Below are 21,739 nucleotides of genomic sequence, written 5' to 3'. Positions count from 1 at the left end.
GGCGGGGGCGTCCTCAAAATCGCCCCCGCCGGCAAGCCGTGCTGCTACGGGTACATCGCCAACAGATCCAACGCAATCAGGTAATCGGCGCCGGGTTGAACAGGGTGATGTCGTTGTGCAGACGATAATGCTCGGTCCAGGTCTTCTTCTTGCCGCTGGCGACATCGAGATAGAAATGGAACAGCTCCCAACCCAACTCCTCGATGCTGGCGCGCCCGGTCGCTATGCGGCCTGCGTCAATGTCGATCAGGTCCGGCCAGCGCTGGGCCAGTTCAGTGCGGGTAGACACCTTCACCACCGGTGACATCGCCAGGCCATACGGCGTGCCGCGCCCGGTGGTGAACACGTGCAGGTTCATGCCAGCCGCCAGTTGCAGCGTGCCGCAGACGAAATCACTGGCCGGCGTTGCGCAGAAGATCAGCCCCTTGCGGTTGACCCGCTCGCCAGGGCCAAGCACGCCGTTGATCGCGCTGTTGCCGGATTTGACGATCGATCCCAGGGACTTCTCGACAATGTTCGACAACCCGCCTTTCTTGTTGCCTGGCGTAGTGTTGGCGCTGCGGTCTGCTTCGCCCTTGGCCAGATAACGGTCGTACCAGTCCATCTCGCGCACCAGCTCTTCGGCCACTTCCGTGGTTTCAGCGCGGGAGGTGAGCAGGTAGATGGCGTCACGCACTTCGGTCACTTCCGAGAACATCACGGTCGCGCCTGCGCGCAGCAACAGGTCCGAGGCGTAGCCCAGCGCCGGGTTGGCGGTGATGCCGGAAAACGCATCGCTGCCGCCGCACTGCATGCCCAGGATCAGCTCGGACGCTGGCACGGTTTCGCGACGGCGCTGATCGAGCTTCTTCAACCGCACTTCGGCCAGCTCCATGATCTGCTCGATCATTTCGTTGAAGCCGTGTTTCGAATCCTGCAGGCGATACATCCACTCATCGCTCAGATCGACCGAGGGATCGTTCTGATGCATCACCTGCTCGGCCTGCAATTTCTCGCAGCCCAGACCGATCACCAGCGCTTCGCCACCCAGGTTCGGATTGCGCGCCAGATTGCGCACGGTGCGGATCGGGATGTACGCATCCTTGGCGGTGATCGCCACGCCACAGCCATAGGTGTGGGTGATGGCCACCACGTCATCGACGTTCGGGTACTTGGGCAGCACTTCCTCGCGGATGCGCTTGACCGCAAAGTCCAGCACGCCGGTGACGCACTGCACGGTGGTGGTGATGCCGAGGATGTTGCGCGTGCCGACCGTCCCGTCGGCGTTGCGGTAGCCTTCGAAGGTGAAGCCTTCCAGCGGCTCGCCCCGACCAGGTACTTCGGTGGACAGCGGCAGGCTGTCCAGCGGCGGCGCGCTCGGCATGCGCAGTTGATCTTCCTTGACCCAACTGCCGCGCGGGATCGGCTTGAGGGCATAACCGATGGTCTGCCCGTAGCGAATCACTTCGCCACCCTCGGGGATGTCCACGGTGTTGACCTTGTGGCTCTGGGGCACGTTGTCGATGGTCACCAGGCCATTGTCGAATTCAGTCCCCGCCGGTACGCCCTGGTCATTGACCACGACGACAACGTTATCGCGCTCATGCAGGCGGATGTAACGTGGCGAGTCGGCATGTTGGATCAAGTTCATCACGGTCTTCCTCGATTTTTCTTGGACTCAGCTCTTGGCCTGGGAAATTTCGCCGACGTCGCTGGCCCGCAAATCACCCTGCGTTGGGGTGTCTTTCAATTCCACGCGTTTGATCTCGCCCACGATGAACACGTAGCTGATCACCGCCACCAGCGCGTTGGCGCCAACGAATACCAGAGCCCATTTGAACGAGCCGGTGGAGCTGATGATGTAGCCGATGACAATCGGGGTGGTGATCGACGCGATGTTACCGAACATGTTGAACAGACCGCCGCTCAGACCGGCGATTTGTTTCGGCGAAGCGTCGGACATCACCGCCCAGCCCAGTGCGCCCACGCCCTTGCCGAAGAAGGCCAGTGCCATGAAGCCCACCACGACCCATTCGATATCGACGTAGTTGCAGGTGACGATGGAGGTCGAGAGCAGCAGTCCGCCGATGATCGGCGCCTTGCGGGCGAAGGTCAGGGATTTGCCGCGACGCAGCAGCCAGTCGGAGATGATCCCGCCCAGCACGCCGCCGACGAAGCCGCAGATCGCGGGCAACGAGGCGATGAAACCGGCCTTGAGGATGGTCATGCCGCGTTCCTGCACCAGGTACACCGGGAACCAGGTCAGGAAGAAGTAGGTGATGCCGTTGATGCAGTACTGCGCCAAGTAGATACCCAGCATCATGCGGTTGGTCAGCAGTTGCTTGACGTAGTCCCATTTCGGGCCGCCGCTCTTGCCTTTGCCCTTGTCGTTGTCCATATCGACCATGCCGCCGTTGTTGGCGATGTGATCGAGTTCTGCCTTGTTGATCATCGGGTGGTTGCGCGGGCTGTGGATGACTTTCAGCCAGATCAGCGAAAACACGATGCCGATACCGCCCATCACCACGAACACGTGCTGCCAGCCGAAGGTGAAGACGATCCAGCCCATGATCGGGGCGAACAGAACGGTTGCGAAGTATTGCGCCGAGTTGAAGATCGCCGAGGCGGTGCCGCGCTCGGAGGTCGGGAACCAGGCCGCAACGATGCGCGCGTTGCCAGGGAAGGATGGCGCTTCTGCCAGACCCACCAGGAAGCGCAGCATGAACAGCGCTACGATGGCGGTGGAAAGGCCGAATTCACCGACATAGCCTTGCAGCACGGTGAACAGCGACCAGGTGAAAATGCTCAGTGCGTAGATCTTCTTCGAACCGAAGCGATCCAGCAGCCAGCCGCCGGGGATCTGACCGGCCACGTAGGCCCAGCCAAAGGCAGAGAAGATGTATCCGAGGGTGACGGCGTCGATGCCAAGGCTCTTTTGCAGGCTGGAACCGGCAATGGCGATGGTGGCACGGTCGGCATAGTTGATCGTGGTCACCAGAAACAGCATGAGCAGGATCAAATAGCGGACGTGAGTCGGCTTGGTTTTTTGCATGTTCGAAACTCCCACTAATTATTTTTTTGCGCGGGTAAACAACGATCTTATGTGTGTGTGTCGCTCGCCTCTGCCCCTAAAAACCAGATGCGATTGAAGCGTTATTTCAAGATGCGGCCACGGTGACGCCTGGGGTAGAACTCACGCGATCGGCAGCCTTGCCGGCGCGAAACGCTGCGCTGTGCAGCGTTTTGATAAACAGTGCCCTGACGGCAAAAAACCGCTGATCGCTCAGCGGTTTCCCGGCAGGTGGCTGTTACTGCTTGCCTTGCTTGTCCATCAGTGCAGCGAGCATTTCGAACTCTTCTGCAGTCAGGTCGGTCAGCGGAGCGCGGACCGGACCTGCGTCGTAACCGGCGATTTTCGCGCCTGCCTTGACGATGCTGACGGCGTAGCCGGCTTTGCGGTTACGGATGTCCAGGTACGGCAGGAAGAAGTCGTCGATCAGCTTGCCGACAGTGGCGTGATCGTCTTTGGCGATCGCGTGGTAGAAGTCCATCGCCAGTTTCGGTACGAAGTTGAACACCGCCGAGGAGTAGACCGGTACGCCCAGCGCCTTGTAGGCAGCGGCGTAGACTTCAGCGGTCGGCAGGCCGCCCAGGTAGGAGAAGCGGTCGCCCAGGCGACGACGGATCGAAACCATCAGTTCGATATCGCCCAGGCCGTCTTTGTAGCCGATCAGGTTAGGGCAGCGCTCGGCCAGTTTTTCCAGCAGCGGCGCGGTCAGGCGGCAAACGTTACGGTTGTAGACGACAACGCCGATCTTGACCGATTTGCAGACCGCTTCAACGTGGGCGGCAACGCCGTCCTGGCTGGCTTCGGTCAGGTAGTGAGGCAGCAGCAGCAGGCCTTTGGCACCCAGACGCTCGGCTTCTTGAGCCTGCTGGATCGCCTGACGGGTCGGGCCACCTACACCGGCCAGGATTGGCACAGTCTTTTCGCAGGTGTCGACGGCAGTCTTGATGATTTGGGAGTATTCGTCGCCGGTCAGGGAGAAGAACTCACCTGTACCGCCAGCGGCGAACAGCGCGGAGGCGCCGTAAGGGGCCAGCCACTCCAGACGCTTGATGTAACCCGCGCGATGGAAGTCGCCCTGGGCATTGAAATCGGTGACCGGGAAAGACAGCAGACCGTGGGAGAGGATGGACTTCAGTTCTTGTGGATTCATTATTCGAACACCCTGGGAAGCTAATTGTGTGAATGGATCACCAGACCTGCGCTGATGTCGTAAGTCATCGTACAACTAGGAATGACATCTCTCAATAGGGGGGACGAATTATTTCTAGGGGAAGGAGATGAGCGGTGACATCCCCGTAGCAGCACGGCTTGCCGGCGGGTCGTCATTGAAATCGCCCCCGCCGGCAAGCCGTGCTGCTACGGGGGTCATGTATGTCAGGTCATACGACCTCAGGCGCGCTGCGACTCCGCCTCTTCATGGGCGTGGCGCAGGCGTTCGCGGCTGTTGGTCAGGTGCAGGCGCATGGCAGCGCGGGCGGCGTCGGAGTCCTGGCGGGCGATGGCCTCGTAGATCTCCTCGTGCTCGCGGCTCAGGCGGCTCATGTAGTGCTGTTGGTCGTCATGGGCCAGGCGCGCGGAATTCAGGCGGGTACGCGGAATGATGCTGGTGCCCAGGTGATTCATGATGTCGGTGAAGTAGCGGTTGCCCGTGGACAGCGCTATGGCCATGTGGAACTGGAAGTCGGCACCTACCGCATCGCTGGCATGGGCCGCGCTTTCATTGAGGGCATCGAGTGCGGCGCGCATGTCGGCCAGTTGCTCGGGGCTGCGACGCTGGGCAGCCAGGCCCGCCGATTCGACTTCCAGGCTGATGCGCAACTCGAGGATCGCCATCACGTCACGCAGGGTGACGATGGTCGCAGGATCGACGCGAAAACCGCTGGGGCTCGGCGTGTCGAGCACGAAGGTACCGATACCGTGGCGGGTTTCCACCAACCCCGAGGCCTGCAGACGGGAAATGGCTTCGCGTACGACGGTGCGGCTGACCCCCTGCTCTTCCATGATCGCGGATTCGGTGGGCAATTTGTCGCCACGCTTCAGGGCGCCGGTGCGAATACGCTCCGAGAGTTCAGTAACCAACTCCTGGGCGAGGCTGCGGTGCTTTCTACGTGCGCGAGGCGGAGCACTCTGATTTTCCATATCCAACATGCGTCTCTAAATACGGTGAAAGTCTAATCATAGCTCACCGGGTTGTACGATCACATAACAAACCCGGCGAGTTCGTAGGTTTTTGCGGCATGGTGCTGCTAAATCACCGTTTCAGCGTGGGGTTGCTCGCGCAATTGACCGCCCTCGATGCGCAGATGACGACGATGGAAACGCTTGAGACTGCTGCGGTGGCCGATGCTCAGCAGCGTCACACCTGGCAGCTCATCGAGCAGCGCCTGATACAGCGCCGCTTCGTCTTCTTCGTCCATGGCCGAGGTGGCTTCGTCCAGATACAGCCAGTCCGGTGCATACAGCAGTGCCCGAGCAAAGGCCACGCGCTGCTGTTCCCCGGGGGACAGCATGCGTTGCCAGTGGTTGCTTTCGTCCAGACGTGACACCAGATGGCCCAGCCGGCAGGTTTCCAGCACCTGGGCAAAGCGCTCGGCCGGGTAGACGTCTGGCGGTTGTGGATAACTCAGGGCCTCGCGCAGCGTGCCAATGGGCAGATAGGGTTTCTGCGGCAGGAACAGGTAACGACCGGCCGGCAGGTCCATGGTCCCGGAGCCGTCGCTCCACAGACCACCCATCGCCCGCAACAGCGTGCTCTTGCCGCTGCCGGAGCGACCGCTGAGCATCACGTGATCGCCCGCCGCGATTTTCGCGTTGGCGTGATCGAGCAGTTGGCGATCGCCCACCAAGTCCAGGCTGAGCTGTTCGAGCTTGAGCTCATGCCCTTCCCGGTTGAGCTTGATCGCGCTGTGGCGTTCTTCGTTTTCGGTCATGGCCTGACGGAAAGCCAGCAGACGGTCGGAAGTCGCGCGCCAGCCCGCCAGCGACACGTAGGCATCGATGAACCAACTGAAGTTTTCCTGAACGCTGCCAAAGGCCGAGTTGATCTGCATCAGTTCGCCCAGTTCGATCTTGCCGGCGAAATACCGCGGCGCGGCGACCACGAAGGGGAAGATGATCGCGATCTGGCCGTAGCCGGTGGTGAAGAACTTCAGGCGTTTCTGCACGCCCATGATGTCCCAGAAGTTGCTCCAGACCAGCTTGAAGCGTGACGTCAGGCGGCGGTTCTCGTTGGCCTCGCCGTCATACAGGGCGATGCTCTCGGCGTTCTCGCGAATGCGCACCATGGCAAAACGCAGGTCGGCTTCGTAACGTTGCTGTTTGTTGCTCAGGCCGATCAGGCGTCGCCCGATGAGGTGGGCCAGCCAGCTGCCGATGCCCGCATACAGCAGCGCACACCAGAACATGTAACCCGGAATTTCCATACCGAACAGTTCGATGCTGCCGGACACGCCCCACAGGATGACCGAAAAAGACACCAGGCTGACGACCGTGCTGATCAGCCCCAGCACCAGACTCAGGGTGGTGGAGGTGAAGCTGTTGAGGTCTTCGCTCAAGCGCTGATCAGGGTTGTCGGTGTAGCCGCCCTGCTCCAGGCGATAGTAGTTCTTGTGATCCAGCCAGCGGGCAAAGTGTTTCTCGGTGAGCCACGTCCGCCAGCGAATCGTCAGCATCTGTGTCAGGTACAGCCGATACACCGCCGCCAGGATCGACACCGCGGCAATCCCGCAGAAATACAGCATCAGGTGGGTGAAGGCTGCCAGGTCCTTCTGTTGCAGGGAGTTGTAGAAGTCGCGGTACCAGCTGTTGACCCAGACCGACACAGCCACATCGAACAGCACCAGCGCAATCACCACCACCAGCAGCAGCCAGGCGATGCCCTTTTCCTCGCTGCGCCAGTAGGGGGTGATCAGGTGCCAGACTTTCTTGAAGAACTGGCCACGGGACGTATCGTTGGCCGCAGAGTATTCGGCGTTTTGATTCATGTGATAACTCGATGGCAGGCATTAAGTGGCGTCAGCCCCAATGTGCCAGACGCCACACGAGATCTTCCATGAAGAAAATGTTAACTGTCCCTGCGTGCTTCGGATCGGTCTTCGAGCCTGCTCGACCAACCTCCGGGATGGCCCTTAGCGGCGCACGGGACGCTTCTGCAATTTCCTTTGCAGCGTGCGGCGATGCATGCCCAGCGCCCGCGCGGTAGCCGAAATATTGCCCTCATGCTCGGTCAGCACACGCTGGATGTGCTCCCACTGCAGGCGGTCCACCGACATGGGGTTGTCCGGCACCAGGGTGTCGAGGTCGGCGTGTTCGGACAGCAGCGCTGCGAGCACGTCGTCGGCGTCGGCCGGCTTGCACAGGTAGTTGCAGGCGCCGCGCTTGATCGCCTCGACCGCCGTGGCAATGCTCGAATAACCGGTCAGTATCAGGACCCGCATTTCCGGGTCCAGTTCCAGCAAGCGTGGCAACAGGACCAGCCCCGAGTCGCCTTCCATCTTGAGGTCGACCGTGGCGTAGTCCGGCAGGTCCTGCTGGGCCAGGATAAGGCCTTCTTCGGCGGAACCTGCGGTGCTGACGCGGAAACCACGGCGAGCCATGGCGCGGGCCATCACGCGGGTAAAGGTGGCGTCGTCGTCCACCAGCAACAGGTGCGGCAGTTCTTCGCCTTCGACCTGGATTTCGTCAGTCATGCTTCTTCTCCTGGTGCTTGACGGGGCAGGCGCAGCTCGGTGAGCGTGCCGCCTTCCTCGTGAGGATAGAGTTTTACCGAGCCGCCTGCGCGAGTCACGCTGGCCTTGCTCAGGAACAGGCCCAGGCCGAAGCCTTTGCCCTTGGTGGTGAAAAAGGGTTTGCCGATCTGTTCGGCCACCGCCAGCGGCACGCCAGCACCGTGATCACGGATGCTGATGCGAATCTCCAGCGGGGTCCAGTCCAGACTCACCTCCAACCCTTCGGGGCAGGCGTCGGCGGCGTTATTGAGCAAGTTCAGCAGTGCCTGGGTCAGGTCGGGAGGCGGCGCGACCGTCGGTACCTCGCCCTGCCCCAGCCGCTGGAAGCGATAGGTCGATTCGGGACGCATCAGGTGCCAGCGGTTCAGCGCCTGGTCCAGCCAGTGGGTGACCGTCTGTTCCTGCACAGCGAGCCTGCGATTGGCCTCGGCGGCGCGCACCAGTTGCTGCAGCGTCTCCTTGCACAGCTTGACCTGGTCCTGCAGCACCGACAGGTCCTCTTGCAGCGCCGGATCCTTGTGGTCCTGCTGCATCTCCTTGAGCAATACGCTCATGGTCGCCAGTGGCGTGCCCAGTTCATGGGCCGCGCCGGCGGCTTCGGTGGCCACGGCGAGCAGTTGCTGGTCCCGCGCGCCTTCTTCGCGGCGCAAGGCACGCATCTGCTCCTGGCGGCGCAGTTCCTCGGCCATGCGTGCAGCAAAGAAGGTGATGACCCCCGCCGCGAGCGCAAAGCTCAGCCACATGCCGTAGATCTGCAGTTTCTCGCGGGCGAAGGCGACGGTATCGATGGGATAGAAGTTGGCCAGCATCAAGGTGTACAGCGCCAGGGCGATGCCGGACAGGATCAGCGAATAGCGCCAGGGCAGAGTCACCGCAGCGATGGTCAGCGGCACCAGGTAATACGACACGAACGGGTTGGTCGAGCCACCGGAGTAGAACAGCAGCGCGCTGTGGATAAACAGGTCGAAGGCCAGTTGCACGGCGTATTCGAGTTCGGTCACCGGCCACGAGGTGCGCAGGCGAATGGCCGTGAGCAGACAGACGATGGCCGAGAAGCCCAGGGTGATGTCCAGTTGCAGCCAGGGTAAGGGCAACAGATTGAACAGGTAGGCGAAGCCCACCGAGCCGGCTTGGGCACCGAGCACCAGAATGCGGACGAAAGTCAGTCGCCAGAGGTTCTGGCGCGTGGCGGAAAGTACTTGGACGGGGGCGAGCATGAGCTCTCCTGATGCGCTCCTGGCGAATCGCAAGGAGTATAACCAATGAAGCAGCGCTTTCCTTGAAAGTGCGTCAAAGCGCCACACATCGCGCATCCGTAGGAGCGCGCTTGCCCGCGACCACGATGCGTCAGCGCCGGATGGATTGGCTGACACGACGCCGTCGCGGGCAAGCGCGCTCCTACAGTGCGCGTGATCATGCCCACCACCCGTAGCAGCACGGCTTGCCGGCGGGCGCGGTGCGTCAGCGCCGGATAGGTTGGCTGACACGACGCCGTCGCGGGCAAGCGCGCTCCTACAGTGCGTGTGATATGCCCACCACCCGTAGCAGCACGGCTTGCCGGCGGGAGCGATGCGTCAGCGCCGGATGGGTTGGCTGACACGACGTGTCGCGGGCAAGCGCGCTCCTACAGTGCGTGTGATCATGCCCACCACCCGTAGCAGCACGGCTTGCCGGCGGGAGCGATGCGTCAGCGCCGGATGGGTTGGCTGACACGACGCCGTCGCGGGCAAGCGCGCTCCTACAGTGCTCGAGATCATGCCCACCACCCGTAGCAGCACGGCTTGCCGGCGGGAGCGATCTTGAGTACGCCCCCGCCGGCAAGCCGTGCTGCTACGGGGCGATGCGGGGCTTCGTGAAAACGAGGTTCGGAACAAGATCCCGGATTTTCAGTCTCATGGGCATCCGTCCGACGGGCCATACTGGAATGCGCCACAGACGGCCTGCCCAACAAGGAGTTTTTCATGTTCAGCCTTCGTCCCACCGCTACCCTGTTCGCCCTGAGCACCCTCGCGCTGGCGAGCGCCCCGGCCCTGGCCGATGACGTTCATTACAACCAGGTGTCGGTCCGTGCCGAGGTCAACCAGGAAGTCCAGCGCGACCTGATGACAGTCACCGTCTACACCGAATCGCAGAACTCAGACCCTGCGAAACTCGCCGCCGAAGTCACCAACACTCTGAACAAGGCGCTGGGCCAGGCTCGGCAGGTCAAGGACGTGACCATTCGCCAGGGCAGTCGCAACAGCTATCCGATCTACGACGACAAGGGCCAGAAAATCACCGGCTGGCGCGAGCGTGCCGAACTGCGTCTGGAAAGCCCGGACTTCGCCGCCCTCTCCGGCCTTACCGGTGAACTGCTGGGCAGCGACATGAAAATGGGCGGCATGGACTTCTCCATCTCCGACCCTGCGCGCAAGGCCAGCGAAGACACCCTGCTCAAGAGCGCCGTCACCGCGTTCAAGGCCCGCGCCCAACTGGTCACCGACGCCCTGGGTGGCAGCGGCTACAAGCTGGTCAATCTCAACCTCAACACCTCGGGTTATCCACAGCCCTACATGCACGCGCCGGTCATGATGATGAAAGCCGCCCGCGCCGATGCCGCTCCGACACCCGATGTCGAAGCCGGCACCAGCCAGGTCAGCGTCACCGCAGACGGCGTGATCGAAGTCGCCATTCCTTGATGCAACGCCGCGGCAGCCCAGGGTTGCCGCGGTTTCTCTCATGCCCCCGGCTCCCCCCCCTCGCGTTCTATCGCCGTTTCCTCTTCCGCGCATTCGCTCGCTCCTACACCTTTGAGCGACCTCGCTGATTTTCACCCTCACCACAATCCATAGAATCGGATTCGCAACATCCCATTGCGGCGGCGCACGGATTGCCCGAACAGAGGCAACAAGGCGCCACTCAAACATTCAAGGAAGAATTCAAAATGGCTTTCACAAACACCCTGCGCTCGCCAACAGACCTGCCTGACGAGAACCTGCACACCACCACTGCGCTCGACATGCTTACAGATGTCGCCCAGCGCCTGGGCGAAAACGACTTCAAGACGCAAATGCGCGATGTCTTCGGCGACGATATTCCAGATCACACCTTCGGCGCGCTGTGGACCCGCCTGATACTGGGCGAGCTTGGCAACCCACCGATCATCCTGACCGAATTCCTGGGCTACGACGCGGATTACGACAACCGTGAACGGGCCATCCGCATTGACCGGGACTTCTTTTCATTCGCGACGCGGGACACTCCGCACCACGCCTGGCTGCTGTCGGCATTGCTGCATGAGTTCGGCCATCACGTCGACAACGTACTGCGTCAGGATCTCGGCGACCGTGCGCCCGATGGCACTTCCCTGCTGGCCCACGATGCCCCCTTCGAGGAAGGCCATCGCTTTACTGCCTGGATCGCTGCACAGGCGGAACCTGCGCAGGACCGCATCCAGCTCGCAAGCTACTCGACGGCACACGAGCGCGAGCCTGTGGATTACAGCGTCGACTGGCATGAGGCGCTCATGCACGTGCTGGCGTTCCAGGCGAACGTCGATGACCGAATCGATACGGCACACGCCAATCCTGACCGTGAAGCCTTCGAGGCAGGCAGCGCAGATGCCCAGGGTCATACTCACCAGACCATCGGCTGGTCACTGGCCGAGGCTGGTTTCACCCGCGCCGAGGCAGACGCCGTCTACTTCGGCAACTGGCTGCGCGATTACTCGCAGATCGTCGACCCCAAGATCACCCGCAGCGTCGACATGCCCAAGGAGTTTCCCGCGTACGTGTCCCGGCAAGCGTGGACCGACCTGGTGGATATCCTTGCAGTCAAGAAATTCCCCGACCTGCGGATGCGCTACCCGCAGGACATGCGAGTGACGCTCGACAAACTCGGGGTTTACCTGCCCAACGAGCACATCGACAATCCCATGGCCATCGACCCGGCCTTCCCGGATCCGACAGTGCGTGACCCCGACTTCGCGCCCTGGATTCTTCCTGGCGACCCAGTGCTGACAGCTGAGCCCGTCACGTCGATGAAGCGCTACATGACCGGGGCGGTCGAGTACATGCAACGGCAGTTGAGGCTGGCAATGACCGGCGGCCGTACGCTCTCCGGGATGCGTAGTTTCGGCGCGGGGCTCCACGTGCTGGAAGACCTGTTCGCCCACTCCAACTTCGCCGAGCTCAGCCTGATTTCCGCCGGCCACACTCGGGTTTTGCCCTGGACCACCCCGGCAAACGTCAAGCGCAATCTGCCCTTGGTCACCGGCACCTTTGGCGGTAGCGACGTGATCGCCAGCCTCGCCGCGCCGCTGGGCAAGATCCTGTTCTCTACCCAGGAGCTGGAGTTCGAGCTGTCCCAGCCGGGTTATCGCTCCGAACGGGATAAAGTGATGCTGATCCTGCTGGGCGAGCACCCCAATCAGAACTTCCTCAGGGCATTCGAAGCGCTGCTCAAGGCAAGAGACGGTCTGGTCGGCCTGGCTCGAAAAGCCGGTGTGGATACACTGCGGTTTTACCGCTGGCTCATGAACACCCCTGCCGCGATCCTGCTCAACGCTTACAACAGTGCGGCGCAGGGCTTACTGACCTGGATCGGCAATAGCGTCGCCGATGCCCAACTGGCGCTGGGCAGCGATCCGAACCTCGATTCGTCAGTCGAGCCCAGCCATTCGCAGCTCTCCAAGGATCACCCCGAGCATCCTCTGCACGACCTCAGCGCGCGGCTCGCCAACATCGCTGTCAGTCAGGTGGCCCAGGCCATGGTCGATCACTGGAACGGCAAGCAGGACGCGGACCCGATCGCCGTGGCGACGGCCTTCTTCTGTCATCCCGACGACACGCAATGGCACCAGACGCTCGTCAAAACCTGGGCCAACGACAATCCTGACCAAGTGCAGCGAGCGCAATCCAGATCGGATCTGGATGAAGTGCATCAGCAGTCGATCCGCCAGTTGCAGAATGTGCACCGCCAATTGCTGGCCGACAGCAATGCCTATATTCGATACGTTTTCAGCAACGAGGAAGTGCCATCGTCCGCATGGAGCTTTCTTGAAAAGGTGTTCATGAAAGCGGTGGGCAACACAAGCTGGTTCAAGGAGCTGCGGAACCTGGCCAAATAGCCCGGGCGCTCTCTCGCGAGCCCCTTGTGAACCTTCGAGGCACTGCGGCATTCTCACCTGTCAGTCATCAGCCGATGACCCCAGGCACGAATGCCGCTTTGTTCGAGGTCCACATGGAAAACACCTTAAAGCCCCTGTTCCTGGCGACCGCGCTGGCGCTCTGCGCACCAGCGGTTCACGCCGCCAGCACCCTGGTGTATTGCTCGGAAGCGAGCCCGGCAGGCTTCGATCCCAGCCAGTACACCAGCGGTACCGAATTCGACGCCTCGGCCGAAACCGTCTTCAACCGCCTGACCCAGTTCAAGCGCGGCGGCACCGAGGTCGAAGCGGGCCTGGCCACGAAATGGGAAGTGTCCGATGACGGCCTGACCTACACCTTCCACCTGCGGCCCGGCGTCAAGTTCCACACCACCGACTACTTCAAGCCGACACGCGACTTCAACGCCGATGACGTGCTGTTCACCTTCAATCGCCTGCTCAACCCCGATGACCCCTTCCGCAAGGCGTATCCGTCCGAGTCACCCTATTTCAACGACATGGACATGAACACCACCATCAAACAGGTGGAAAAGGTCGACGAGCAGACCGTCAGGTTTCACCTGAACAACATCGATGCCGCGTTCGTGCAGAACCTGGCGATGAGCTTCGCCTCGATCCAGTCGGCCGAATACGCCGCCCAGTTGCTCAAGGAAGGCAAGGCCGCCGACATCAACCAGAAGCCGGTCGGCACCGGTCCGTTCGTGTTCAAGCGTTATCAGAAGGACGCGCAGATCCGTTATGTCGGCAACACCCAGTACTGGAAGCCTGAGGACGTGAAGCTCGACAACCTGATCTTCTCGATCAACACCGATGCCGCTACCCGCCTGCAGAAACTCAAGGCTGGCGAATGCCAGGTCAGCGGCTACCCGCGCCCGCAGGACATCGAAGAAGCGCAGAAGGATCCGAACCTCAAGGTGCTGAGCCAGGCAGGTTTCAACCTGGGCTTTCTGGCCTACAACGTGACCCACCCGCCGCTGGACCAGCTCAAGGTGCGCCAGGCGCTGGACATGGCCATCGACAAGCCGGCCATCATCAAGGCGGTGTATCAGGGCGCAGGCCAACTGGCGCAGAACGCCCTGCCACCTGCGCAATGGGGCTATGACCCGAACATCAAGGACGCGCCCCACGATATCGAGAAAGCGAAACAGTTGCTCAAGGAAGCGGGCGTCGCGCCGGGCACCCAGATCAACCTGTGGGCCATGACCGTCCAGCGCGCTTCCAACCCGAATGCGCGCATGTCGGCGCAGATGATTCAGTCCGACTGGGCGAAGATCGGCATCAAGGCCAACATCGTCAGCTTCGAGTGGGGCGAGTACATCAAGCGCGCCAAGGCTGGCGAACACGACGCGATGATCTATGGTTGGACAGGTGACAACGGCGACCCTGACAACTGGCTCGGCGTGCTCTACAGCTGCGCGGCGGTCAAGGGCAGCAACTACGCCAAATGGTGCAACACCGGCTACGACAAGCTGGTGACCCAGGCCAGATTGACCAGCGACAGGAACGAGCGCATCAAGCTGTACCAGCAGGCGCAGACTATCCTGAAGAACGACGTGCCGATCACGCCGATCGCCAACTCCAAAGTGTTCCAGCCGATGCGCAAGGAGGTGCAGGACTTCAAGCTCAGCCCGTTCGGCCTGACGCCGTTCTATGGGGTGAGCCTGTCGAAATGACCCACGATATTTCAACAGCGAAGTAACACTTGAGACACAAACGGGTGCATTCGCAACGATGCAGTGCACCAAAATTGCGCACTAAACGTACCGATATGCGACACGCAAACGTTCAACCGCGTCAGAAATTATAGTTTTGCGACATTCGTGTACGTTCGTGCCACTCTTTGTCACTTGATTGGCGCCAGCATCTTGCTTTGGGTATGGCGCCTGCATAAGTATCCGCGGGACCGACTCAAAAGGTCGTTTCCCTCAATTAAAAAATGACAACAACTGAGGCCACCATGCTCAAAAAAGCGGTCATTCCGTTTCTTCTCGGCGCAGGTTTGATCGCCAGCGCTCCCTTCGCTCAAGCAGCATCGAACCTGGTGTTCTGCTCCGAAGGCAGCCCCGCTGGTTTCGACCCAGGTCAGTACACCACCGGCACCGACTTCGACGCTTCGGCCGAGACCGTCTTCAACCGTCTGAGCCAGTTCGAACGTGGCGGCACCGCCGTTATTCCAGGTCTTGCCACCAGCTGGGACGTGTCCCCGGACGGCCTGACCTACACCTTCCACCTGCGTGAAGGTGTCAAGTTCCACACCACGCCGTACTTCAAGCCGACCCGTACCTTCAATGCCGATGACGTGCTGTTCACGTTCAACCGCATGATCAACAAGGACGATCCGTTCCGTAAGGCGTACCCGACCGAATTCCCGTATTTCACCGATATGGCGATGGATACCAATATCAAGAATATCGAGAAGGTCGACGATCACACCGTCAAGATGACCCTCGGTACTGTCGATGCGGCATTCATCCAGAACCTGGCCATGAGCTTCGCCTCCATTCAGTCCGCTGAATACGCCGCCCAGTTGCTCAAGGAAGGCAAGGCAGAAGACATCAACCAGAAGCCGATCGGCACCGGCCCGTTCGTGTTCAAGAGCTACCAGAAAGACTCCAACATCCGTTTCACCGGCAACAAGGACTACTGGAAGCCTGAAGACGTCAAGGTCGACAACCTGATCTTCGCCATCACCACCGACGCCTCGGTCCGTGCGCAGAAGCTCAAGAAAGGCGAGTGCCAGATCACCGCCTACCCACGTCCGGCTGACCTTGAGCCACTCAAGGCCGACCCTGCGCTGAAGATGCCCGACCAGGCAGGTTTCAACCTGGGATACATTGCCTACAACGTGATGCCGACCATCAAGGGCGAAACCAAGCCTAACCCGCTGGCCAAGCTGGAAGTGCGTCAGGCGCTGGACATGGCTGTGGACAAGAAAGCCATTATCGGCGCGGTGTACCAGGGCGCAGGCCAGTTGGCCGTCAACGCCATGCCGCCGACCCAGTGGTCCTATGACACCACCATCAAGGATGCGCCGTACGACGTCGCCAAGGCCAAGGAGCTGCTGAAGAAGGCAGGCGTGGCCGAAGGCACCGAGATCACCCTGTGGGCGATGCCGGTTCAGCGTCCGTACAACCCGAACGCCAAGCTGATGGCCGAAATGCTCCAGAACGACTGGAAGAAGATCGGTATCAACGCCAAGATCGTTTCCTACGAGTGGGGCGAGTACATCAAGCGTGCGAAGAACGGCGAAAACGGCGCGATGCTGATTGGCTGGAGCGGCGACAACGGTGACCCGGACAACTGGCTGGGCACCCTGTTCGGTTGCGACGCCATCAACGGCAACAACTTTGCCAAGTGGTGTGACAAGCCGTTCGACACCTTGATCCACCAGGCCAAGGAAACCACCGACCAGGCCAAGCGCACCGAGCTGTACAAACAGGCTCAGCACTTGCTCAAGGACGCAGTCCCGATGACCCCGATTGCCCACTCGACTGTGTACCAGCCGATGCGCAAAGAGGTTCAGGACTTCAAGATCAGCCCGTTCGGTCTGAACTCGTTCTACGGCGTCAGCGTCAGCGGCAAGTAAAACCCCCAAATGGCTTCACAGTCGCATTACCTGCGGGTAATGCGACTGTGTCGTCGCGTGCGCGATTCATGCATGAAAATGAATATTGTTAGACGAGTAGAACTTCGAAAGAGATTGCCTACTAACAATAGTCATTTTTCCTACATACACAGCTGCGCCTAGAACTATTTACTGTGCATCTCGACGGACATACCGTTTGAGATCCCGCACTCGATATGTGCTGTCTATCTGTCCGGTCGGGATTTCCGTCGGTGGAAACTTCATTTGCGCAAACGATTGCGAAAAAGAGTTTCAGTCCGTTACAGGATTCATTCACGCCCAAGACGATAAGGATTGTCATGAATAAGAATATTGTTTTGCCATCACTATTGGCGGCGGGTCTTCTGGCCGCCTCCCCGTCCTACGCCGCTTCAAAGAGCCTGGTGTTCTGCTCAGAAGGCAGCCCGGCGGGTTTTGATATCGGCCAGTACACCTCCGGCACCGACAACGACGCCGCCGAGCCGATCTACAACCGCCTGGCCGAGTTCGAACAGGGTGGAACCGGCGTGGTGCCTGCGTTGGCAACCCGTTGGGATGTATCCCCGGATGGCCTGACCTACACCTTTCATCTGCGCGAAGGCGTGAAGTTCCACAGCAACAAGGCGTTCAAACCCAGCCGCGACTTCAATGCCGATGACGTGCTGTTCACGTTCAACCGCATGCTGCACAAGGATCATCCGTTCCGCGTCGCTTATCCGACAGAATTCCCCTACTTCACCAGTATGGGCCTGGACAAGAATATCAAGTCCGTTGAAAAAACCGGACCAATGGTTGTTGTATTTACACTCAATAAAGTTGATGCAGCATTCATTCAAAACATTGCGATGAACTTCGCCTCGATTCTTTCAGCTGAATATGCTGACCAATTGATGGCATCCGGCAATCTGCAGGATATCAATCAGGCGCCCATCGGCACCGGCCCGTTCGCCTTTGGCCGTTATCAGAAAGACTCGCAAATCCGTTATGTGGCCAACAAAGAGTTCTGGGACCCGAGCCGCATCAAGGTCGATCAGTTGATCTTCGCCATCATCACCGACGCCTCGGTGCGCGCGCAGAAACTCAAGCGCAACGAATGCCAGGTCACGCTCAACCCGCGTCCGGCGGACGTCGATGCGCTCAAGGCCGACAAGCAGCTCAAGGTCATGCAGGAGCCCGGGTTCAACCTCGGCTACATCTCCTACAACGTGCGCCACGCGCCACTGGACAACCTGCAGGTTCGCCAGGCGCTGGACATGGCAGTCAACAAGCCGGAAATCATCAAGGCGGTGTACCAGGGCGCCGGCCAACTGGCCCAGAACGCCATGCCACCGACCCAGTGGTCCTACGACGACACCGTGAAGGATGCGCCCTACAACCCGGAAAAGGCCAAGGAGCTGCTGCGTGCCGCCGGGGTCAAGGAAGGCACCGTGCTCAACCTCTGGGCGATGCCGGTGCAGCGCCCGTACAACCCGAACGCCAAGCTCATGGCGCAGATGCTCCAGTCGGACTGGGCCAAGGTCGGGATCAAGGTCAACATCGTCAGTTACGAATGGGGTGAATACCTCAAGCGCAGCAAGAACGGCGAACACGACATCTCGCTGATCGGCTGGACCGGCGACAACGGTGACCCCGACAACTGGCTCGGCACGCTGTACAGCTGCGCCTCCATCGGCGGCAACAACTACTCGATGTGGTGCGACGAAAAATACGACGCGCTGGTCAAGGCCGCCGTCGCCACCGCAGACAAAGAAAAACGCATCGACCTGTACAAACAGGCCCAGCACTACCTCAAAGAACAGGTGCCCATCACCCCGATTGCCCACTCCACCGTCAGCCAGCCGCTGCGGGCCGAGGTCGAGGGCTTCCAGGTGAGCCCCTTCGGGCGCAACAACTTCTCAGGCGTGACCGTCGCCGATTGATCCGAACCACCGTGCCAAGGGCGCTTGCGTCCGCGGCACCGCTTTATCCGCATACCGCGGACCCAGCAGAAACCATGGCTCATAAGGCCGTACCAAGCCGGCGACCTATAAAAGCCGGCCTTTAAAAAAAGCAGTAAACGGGAGCTTCAAAACGTGAAAAAAGCCAGCACCGCTGTATTCGCCTTGTCCATGCTCAGCCTGAGCATGGCCGCACAGGCAGAGCCAACCAGCCAGGAATTCGTTCCGACCACCCTGGCTACTTCCAACGCCCAGAGCGAAGCCAAGGGCTTTCTGGAAGACTCGAAGATCACAGGTTCCACCAAGAACTGGTACGCCAACGAACTGCTGCGTCGCGGCGGCGAATTCTCCCGCAGGGAGAACGGCGTGATCGTCGACAGTGATCCGCGTCGGATCAACTGGGTGCAAGGCACCATCGTCAACTACAGCTCGGGCTTCACACAGGGCACGGTCGGTTTCGCCACCGAGATGGCGATCTACAACGCCGTCGCGCTGGACCGCGACAAGGACGACCTGATGGGCGGCGCCAACCGCACCCTCACCAAGAACAACGGTGACGCGGTAGGCCAGTGGAGCAAGCTGGGCCTGGGCAACATCAAGGCACGCATCTCCAACACCACCCTGACCGCAGGCCGTCAGTCGCTCAACACCCCGGTGCTGGCTTATATCGGTAACCGCGCCCTGCCTTCGAGCTTCGAAGGTGTGAGTATCCTGAGCGAAGAATTCAACAACCTGTCGTTCACTGCCGGCAGCTTCGACCGCGTCTCGCCACGTTCCGAGCAGAGCCTGACCAAGTTCCGCTCCGAGTACACCGCCAACGCCAACATCGAAGCCGATCGCGTGGACATGGCCGGCGTCGACTACAAGCCGTTCAAGAGCCTGACCACCAGCTTCTACGCCTCCAACGTCGAAGACTTCTGGCACCAGTATTACTTCTCGTTCCTGCACGAGATGGGCGACACCGACGTGCTGGGACTGTCGACCAACCTGAACTACTACAAGACCAAGGATTCGGGCGCCAAGAAAATGGGCCCGATCGACAACGACACCTACTCCCTGTCGTTGACCGCGACCCACAAGGCGCACAGCTTCAGCATTGCGTACCAGGAAGTGGAAGGCGACACCTACTTCGACTACGTCCACGACAGCAACGCCATCTTCCTGGCCAACTCCCTGCTTTCGGACTTCAACGGACCGAACGAGAAGTCGGTGCAACTGAGCTACCTGCTGAACATGGCCGACTACGGCGTGCCGGGCCTGAAGTTCAACATCTACCAGGCGCGCGGCTTCGACATCGACGGTACTCACTACAAGGGCACCGCCTACGACGTGCGCGGCATGGACGGCGAAACCCATTACGAATACGGCGTAGGCGCCACGTACACCATGCAGTCCGGCCCGCTGAAGGCCTCGACCATGCGCGGGACCTACACCACCCACCGCGCGAGTGCCAACCAGGCTGATGGCAACATCAACGAGTTCCGCCTGGTGACCACCATTCCGTTCAACATCCTCTGATACAGCAGATGGAAGCGTTTCGGGCTAGAACTTAATAGCCCGAAACACCCACTCAGTATTGGCTTCATCACTTTGCCGAGGGCGTTTACTTGAAATCGACATTCAAACTCGCAACATTGCGCAACGCGGTAGCACTTGCCCTTTTCAGCGTCGCGGTCGGCGTTTCGGCCAAGCCGCTGGTGGTCTGCACCGAAGCCAGCCCCGAAGGTTTCGACACCGCGCTGTACACCACCGCCGTCACCGCCGACGCGGCAGCGGAAACCATTTTCAACCGGCTGGTGGATTTCAAGCCGGGCACCACGGACATCGAGCCAGCTCTGGCCGAATCGTGGGACATCAGTGAAGACGGCCTCAATTACACCTTCCACCTGCGCAAGGGCGTCAAGTTCCACACCACCGAATACTTCAAACCGACCCGCGACATGAACGCCGACGACGTGGTCTGGAGCTTCCAGCGTCAACTGGACCCGAACCACCCGTGGCACAAGCAATCGACCGTGGGTTTCCCGTACTTTGAAAGCATGGGCTTCAAAGAACTGCTCAAAAGCGTCGAGAAGCTGGACGACAACACCGTCAAGTTCACCCTGACCCGCCGCGAAGCACCGTTCCTGGCCGACGTGGCCATGGCTTTCTCCTCGATCTACTCGGCTGAATACGCCGATCAGTTGCTCAAGGCAGGCAAGACCGACAACCTCAACAGCCAGCCTGTCGGCACCGGCCCGTTCGTCTTCCAGCGTTACGCCAAGGATGCCCAGGTGCGCTTCAAGGCCAACCCGGACTACTTCCGTGGCAAGCCGCCAGCCGATGCACTGATTCTGGCCATCTCCACCGACAACAACGTGCGCCTGCAGAAGCTCAAGGCCAACGAATGCCAGGTCGCGCTGTATCCCAAGCCTGACGACATCCCGAGCATCCGCAAGGATGCGAACCTGAAGGTCGACGAGCTCAACTCGATGACCACCGCCTACATCGCCATGAACACCACCCACAAGTACATGAGCGACGTGCGGGTGCGCAAAGCCATCGACATCGCCTTCGACAAGGAAGCCTACGTCAACGCGCTGTTTGGCAAAGGCAACGCGACGGTGGGCGTCAACCCGTACCCGGACACGCTGCTCGGCTACAACAAGGAGCTGAAAAACCCGGCCCACGACCTGGACAAGGCACGTGCCTTGCTTAAGGAAGCAGGCGTTCCGGACGGCACCGTGCTGACCCTGTTCACCCGCAACGGTGGCGGCCAGACCAACCCTAACCCGCTGCTCGGCGCGCAGATGATGCAGGCCGACTTGGCGAAAGTCGGCATTAAGTTAGATATTCGCGTCATGGAATGGGGCGAAATGCTCAAACGGGCCAAAAACGGCGAACACGACATGGTGTCGGCGGGCTGGGCAGGCGACAATGGCGACCCTGATAACTTCCTGACCCCGAACCTGAGCTGCGAAGCCGCCAAGAACGGCGAAAACTACGCGCGCTGGTGCAATCAGAAGTTCCAGACGTTGATCGATCAGGCCCGGGAAAAAACCGACCCGGCCGAACGTGCCGCGCTCTATGAGCAGGCACAGGTGATCTTCAATCAGGATCAGCCATGGATCAGCATGGCGCACACTAAAATGTTCACTGCAATGCGCAAGAACGTAGAGGGTTATCACATTAGCCCCCTCACCACGAATAACTTCGCTACCACCCAAGTGAAGTAGAAGAACAATCCGGCGGGCTCACACAAGGGCCCCGCCGGGCACACGCCTAACCGGCTGATGA

The 21,739-nt window shown here is 60.4% G+C and carries 14 protein-coding genes; 7 read left to right on the top strand and 7 right to left on the bottom strand.

Translation table 11 applies throughout. The features are described 5' to 3' along the window. Window positions 1–76: 76 nt before the first annotated feature. The 7 genes from garD to NPS29_RS22925 form a co-directional block, all read right to left on the bottom strand. On the bottom strand, window positions 77–1,630 hold the full coding sequence (garD, locus tag NPS29_RS22955) for a galactarate dehydratase (RefSeq protein WP_274135350.1): 1,554 nt from the start codon (window positions 1,628–1,630) through the stop codon (window positions 77–79). 27 nt (window positions 1,631–1,657) lie between these two features. After that, window positions 1,658–3,031 carry an MFS transporter gene (locus NPS29_RS22950; protein WP_274135349.1) on the bottom strand — a complete coding sequence of 458 codons (1,374 nt, stop codon included), beginning with the start codon at window positions 3,029–3,031 and terminating at the stop codon, window positions 1,658–1,660. A gap of 256 nt (window positions 3,032–3,287) precedes the next feature. Further along, the gene (kdgD, locus tag NPS29_RS22945) at window positions 3,288–4,199 is read right to left on the bottom strand and encodes a 5-dehydro-4-deoxyglucarate dehydratase (RefSeq protein ID WP_274135348.1); all 912 of its coding nucleotides are present in this window, start codon (window positions 4,197–4,199) and stop codon (window positions 3,288–3,290) included. A 239-nt stretch (window positions 4,200–4,438) separates the two neighbouring features. Further along, window positions 4,439–5,188: a FadR/GntR family transcriptional regulator gene (locus NPS29_RS22940; protein WP_274135347.1), complete on the bottom strand. Its 750-nt coding sequence runs from the start codon at window positions 5,186–5,188 to the stop codon at window positions 4,439–4,441. Between the two features lie 107 nt (window positions 5,189–5,295). Next, a complete protein-coding gene (locus NPS29_RS22935) occupies window positions 5,296–7,032 on the bottom strand; it encodes an ABC transporter ATP-binding protein/permease (protein ID WP_274135346.1) in 1,737 nt (578 codons plus the stop codon). Between the two features lie 144 nt (window positions 7,033–7,176). After that, window positions 7,177–7,737, bottom strand: a complete 561-nt coding sequence (locus NPS29_RS22930; RefSeq protein WP_274135345.1) for a response regulator transcription factor — start codon at window positions 7,735–7,737, stop codon at window positions 7,177–7,179. Beyond that, on the bottom strand, window positions 7,734–8,993 hold the full coding sequence (locus NPS29_RS22925) for an ATP-binding protein (protein ID WP_274135344.1): 1,260 nt from the start codon (window positions 8,991–8,993) through the stop codon (window positions 7,734–7,736). The genes NPS29_RS22930 and NPS29_RS22925 overlap by 4 nt, the downstream gene beginning before the upstream one ends. A gap of 744 nt (window positions 8,994–9,737) precedes the next feature. Between NPS29_RS22925 and NPS29_RS22920 the strand changes: the two genes are divergently transcribed. The 7 genes from NPS29_RS22920 to NPS29_RS22890 all read left to right on the top strand — a co-directional run bounded on the left by NPS29_RS22920 (window position 9,738) and on the right by NPS29_RS22890 (window position 21,678). Further along, on the top strand, window positions 9,738–10,454 hold the full coding sequence (locus NPS29_RS22920) for an SIMPL domain-containing protein (RefSeq protein ID WP_274135343.1): 717 nt from the start codon (window positions 9,738–9,740) through the stop codon (window positions 10,452–10,454). A gap of 245 nt (window positions 10,455–10,699) precedes the next feature. Continuing rightward, window positions 10,700–12,883 (top strand): HET-C-related protein, encoded by a 2,184-nt coding sequence (locus tag NPS29_RS22915; RefSeq protein ID WP_274135342.1) that lies wholly within the window; start codon window positions 10,700–10,702, stop codon window positions 12,881–12,883. Between the two features lie 113 nt (window positions 12,884–12,996). After that, window positions 12,997–14,595 (top strand): ABC transporter substrate-binding protein, encoded by a 1,599-nt coding sequence (locus NPS29_RS22910; RefSeq protein WP_274135340.1) that lies wholly within the window; start codon window positions 12,997–12,999, stop codon window positions 14,593–14,595. Window positions 14,596–14,879: 284 nt separating this feature from the next. Next, window positions 14,880–16,508: an ABC transporter substrate-binding protein gene (locus NPS29_RS22905; protein ID WP_274135339.1), complete on the top strand. Its 1,629-nt coding sequence runs from the start codon at window positions 14,880–14,882 to the stop codon at window positions 16,506–16,508. Window positions 16,509–16,846: 338 nt separating this feature from the next. Next, window positions 16,847–18,445 (top strand): ABC transporter substrate-binding protein, encoded by a 1,599-nt coding sequence (locus NPS29_RS22900; RefSeq protein WP_274135337.1) that lies wholly within the window; start codon window positions 16,847–16,849, stop codon window positions 18,443–18,445. Between the two features lie 153 nt (window positions 18,446–18,598). Then, window positions 18,599–19,981 (top strand): OprD family porin, encoded by a 1,383-nt coding sequence (locus tag NPS29_RS22895; protein WP_274135335.1) that lies wholly within the window; start codon window positions 18,599–18,601, stop codon window positions 19,979–19,981. Window positions 19,982–20,070: 89 nt separating this feature from the next. After that, window positions 20,071–21,678 (top strand): ABC transporter substrate-binding protein, encoded by a 1,608-nt coding sequence (locus NPS29_RS22890; protein ID WP_274135333.1) that lies wholly within the window; start codon window positions 20,071–20,073, stop codon window positions 21,676–21,678. Window positions 21,679–21,739: the final 61 nt, after the last annotated feature.

Source organism: Pseudomonas putida (assembly GCF_028682175.1).
Classification (GTDB): Bacteria; Pseudomonadota; Gammaproteobacteria; order Pseudomonadales; family Pseudomonadaceae; genus Aquipseudomonas; species Aquipseudomonas putida_AD.
This window is presented reverse-complemented; position numbering and strand designations above follow the sequence as displayed.